General features: G+C 72.0%; 2 protein-coding genes and 1 pseudogene. All 3 read left to right on the forward strand.

Annotated features, from left to right (window positions below; all coding sequences use genetic code 11):
- Nucleotides 1-310: 310 nt before the first annotated feature.
- A pseudogene (locus KJS59_RS32340) lies at nucleotides 311-508 on the forward strand (hypothetical protein); the annotation flags it as partial.
- 69 nt (nucleotides 509-577) lie between these two features.
- Nucleotides 578-2878 (forward strand): type I polyketide synthase, encoded by a 2301-nt coding sequence (locus KJS59_RS25165; protein WP_376771264.1) that lies wholly within the window; start codon nucleotides 578-580, stop codon nucleotides 2876-2878.
- A 197-nt stretch (nucleotides 2879-3075) separates the two neighbouring features.
- Nucleotides 3076-4034 (forward strand): beta-ketoacyl synthase N-terminal-like domain-containing protein (locus KJS59_RS25170; RefSeq protein WP_213455443.1); only part of this gene is annotated, 959 nt, incomplete at its 3' end.

The following is a 4034-nucleotide window of genomic DNA, read 5'->3' on the forward strand; positions in this document are numbered from 1 at the left end:
TCTGGAGGTCGGGCCGGACGCGGTCTTGACTCCATTGACGGAAGGGGCGGTGCCGGCCAGCCGGCGGGAGCAGAGTGAGACTGAGACGCTGATCGGTGCGGTGGCTCAGTTGCACACTACCGGCCAGCACGTGGATTGGGCGGCGGTGCTGCCCAAGGCCAATGTGGTTGACCTGCCGACGTACCCGTTCCAGCGGCAGCGGTATTGGACGAATGCGGTGGTTGGTGGTGGTGATGTGGGTGCGGCGGGTCAGACGGCGTTGGCGCATCCGGTTCTGGTGGCGGCGGTTCCGGCGCCGGACAGTGATGCGGTGACGTTTACCGGTCGGGTGTCGGCGTTGTTGCAGCCGTGGGTTGTTGATCACAACATTGTGGGCAGTGTGTTGCTGCCGGGGGCGGCGTTCGTTGACTTGGTGTTGTTTGCCGCTGGGCAGGTGGGCTGTGACGTGGTGGAGGAGCTTGCGTTGCAGGCGCCGTTGGTGTTGCGGGGCGAGGGTGGGGTCGCGGTGCAGGTTGTTGTTGGTGCTGCTGATGACACCGGCCGTCGTACCGTTTCGGTGTACTCGCGGGTGGAGGGCATGGAATGGACGCTGCACGCCGAGGGTGTTCTGGGGATGGCCGCCGAACTGACGCCGTCCGCGTTCTCGTCCTGGCCAGTCCCCGGCGCCGTGCCGATCGACCTGGACACCGCCTATGACGACCTCGCCGCAGCCGGGTACCGGTATGGACCCGCGTTCCAAGGGCTGACGGAAGCGTGGCGGGCCGACGACGACATCTATGCGACGGTCGCGCTGCCGGAGACGGACCCCGGCTTCGAGATCCATCCTGCGCTGCTCGACGCCACCATGCACGCGGCGCTCGTCCGCAACGACGCCACGGCCGGTGGCGAACCCCTGCTGCCCTTCGTCTGGAGCAACGTCCGGCTGCACGCCACCGGCGCTACGCGGGTCCGCGCCCACATCGCCCCGGTCGCCCACGAGGACGGTCTGGCACTGACCATCACCGACGAGCACGGTGGCCCGGTTCTCACGGTCGGCGGGCTACGCTCCCGTCCGATCTCCGTGGCCCAGCTCAACCAGTCCGGCACGGACGACCTGTTCCGCATCGACTGGCAGCCCCTGCGGGTAAGCGGTCATGAGGCGGCCGAGTGGGTCGCGTGGGACGACCTGCCCGCCGATGGGCCGGTGCCAGGGGTGACGGTGCTGCGCTGTGCCGCGGGTGCGGGCCAGGATCGGCTGGCTGCCGCGCATGCGGCGACCGGTCTGGTGTTGGGCCGGGTGCAGGAGTGGCTGGCCGATGGGCGGTTCGAGGACTCGCGGTTGGTGGTGGCGGTGCAGGACGTCGCGGGGGTGCCGGGTCTGGTTCGCGCGGCGCAGGCGGAGCATCCTGGCCGGTTCGTGCTGGTGGAGGTGGACGGGCGGGACGTCTCGTGGGCGCGGCTGGGGCAGGCCGTCGCGTCCGGCGAGCCGCAGCTGGCGATCCGCGAGGGGCAGGTGCATGTTCCCAGGCTGGCGCGGATCCCGGCCGCTGACGCACCGTCGCCATGGGACGCCGATGGAACGGTGCTGGTGACCGGTGGTACCGGCGGGCTGGGCGCGTTGGTGGCCCGTCACCTGGTGGCGGCGCACGGGGTGCGCCGTCTGGTGCTGACCAGTCGGCGGGGCCCGGACGCGCCCGGCGCCGCGGAGCTGCACGCCGACCTGACCGCGCTGGGTGCCGAGGTGTCGGTCGTGGCCTGTGACGTGTCGCGGCGGTCGGCGGTCGCGGATCTGATCGCCGGACTCCCGGACCTGATAGGGGTCGTGCATGCCGCCGGGGTGGCGGACAACGGTCTCATCGGTACGCTGACGCCCGAGCGGGTCGAGGCGGTGTTCGCGCCCAAGGCCGATGCCGCCTGGCACCTCCACGAGCTCACCCGGCATCTCCGGTTGCGCGCGTTCGTCCTGCTGTCCTCCGCGGGCGGACTCGTCCTGGCCGCTGGGCAGGGCAACTACGCGGCGGCCAATGCCTTCCTCGACGGCCTGGCGGAGAAGCGCCGGGCGGAAGGGCTGCCGGCTGTGTCGCTCGCCTACGGCCTGTGGGACGCGGCAACGGGGCTGACCGGAATGCTCGGCGCGGCGGACGTGCACCGTATGGCCCGGTCCGGGCTGCCGATGCTCTCGATCGCCGACGGCCTGCGGTTGTTCGATGCCGGCGTGGCCAGCGGCGCGGGAGTGTGCGTGCCGCTGCGGGTCGACGTCGGCGCGCTGCGCGCCGCCGGAGGCGAGCCTCCCGCCCTGCTCCGGGCGTTGGTACCGCCGGTGCGCCGCCGCACCACGCCGTCCCTGGCCGGGGCTGGGGCGCTGCGGCAGCGGCTGGCCGGCCTCGACGGGCCGGACCGTGCCGAGCTGATCCTCGGCACCGTCCGCGCCCACGTCGCCACGGTCCTGGGCCACGCGTCCGCGGACGCCATCGAGCCCGACCGCGCGTTCGGCGACCTCGGCTTCGACTCGATGTCCGCGTTGGAGCTACGCAACGCGCTGAACACCGCCACCGGGGTGCGGCTACCGGCGACGCTGATCTTCGACTACCCGTCCGTGGCCACCGTCTCCGCGTACATTCAGGAGATTCTGAGCCCTTCGAGTAGCGCGGGCCCCGGCCTGGAGGCGGAGCTGGCCCGCCTCGAGCGGTCGCTCGCCGAGGCGGTCGCCCTCGACGACCGTGAGCACCGCCGTGTCGCGACCCGGCTGCGGACGCTGGCCGCCCGCTGGATGGACGGCCGCCGCGGCGCCGAACCGGGCGACGACCCCGATGAGGCGGGCGAGGCCGATCTGGACTCGGCGACCGCCGACGACCTGTTCGACATCCTCGACCTCGAGCTGGGGACCCCTACCCCCTGATCGGTGGACGGCCGGCGGCGCAGTGTGCCGCTGGCCGCCCCGCCCTCGCGACTGGGGTCCGGTGCGGGTGGTAAGGGTTGGCCCGCCCAAGACCCCTGGTTAGCGTTCGAACTGGCGGCGGTTAGGCCGAACATCGTCGATGGATCGCTCCGCATCCGCTCGCCGGCATCGCTTCCAGGGCGTGAGGGGTGGACCACGTGAGCAACGAGCAGAGGCTGCTTGAATACCTGAAGAGGGCCACTGCGGACTTGCGCGACGCTCGTCGCCGGCTCGACCAGGCGGAGCAGGAGGCCAACGAGCCGATCGCGATCGTCGGGATGGCCTGCCGGTATCCCGGCGACGTCTCGAGCCCCGAGGACCTCTGGCGGCTGGTTGCCGACGGCGTCGACGCGATCGGCGAGTTCCCCACCGACCGCGGTTGGGACCCCGACCTCTACGACCCCGAGCCGGGCCACGCCGGCACCGCCTACTCCCGCAACGGCGGCTTCCTCTACGCCGCCGCCGACTTCGATCCCGGCTTCTTCGGCATCAGCCCGAACGAGGCCCTCGGCATGGACCCGCAGCAGCGACTCCTGCTGGAGACCGCGTGGGAGGCGATCGAGCGGGCCGGCCTCGACCCGACCGCGCTGAAGGGCAGCCCGACCGGCGTCTTCGCCGGTGTCATGTACCACGACTACGCCCTCGGCGACGCTGCGGGCGGCTCCAGCGCGGGCAGCCTGGTCTCCGGCCGGGTCGCCTACACGCTGGGTCTGGAGGGCCCGGCGGTCAGCGTCGACACCGCCTGCTCGTCGTCTCTGGTCGCGATCCACTGGGCCGCCCAGGCCCTGCGCCGTGGCGACTGCTCACTCGCCCTGGCCGGCGGCGTCACGGTGATGGCCACGCCCGGCATGTTCGTGTACTTCAGCGAGCAACGCGGCCTCGCCCCCGACGGCCGCTGCAAGTCCTTCGCCGACGCGGCCGACGGCGTGTCCTGCTCCGAGGGCGTGGGCGTGCTGGTGTTGGAGCGGCTGTCCGACGCGCGGCGCAACGGCCACCGGGTGTTGGCGGTGGTGGCGGGTTCGGCGGTGAATCAGGATGGTGCCAGCAACGGGTTCACCGCGCCGAATGGTCCGTCGCAGCAGCGGGTGATTCGTCAGGCGTTGGCGAATGCGGGCTT

This window comes from Rhizomonospora bruguierae (assembly GCF_018397995.1).
Taxonomy (GTDB): domain Bacteria; phylum Actinomycetota; class Actinomycetes; order Mycobacteriales; family Micromonosporaceae; genus Rhizomonospora; species Rhizomonospora bruguierae.

Bases quoted from the DNA above. Each gene is read 5' to 3' on its own strand.
- KJS59_RS25165 (WP_376771264.1), top strand. From the start codon at position 578: ATGGAATGGACGCTGCACGCCGAGGGTGTTCTGGGGATGGCCGCCGAA.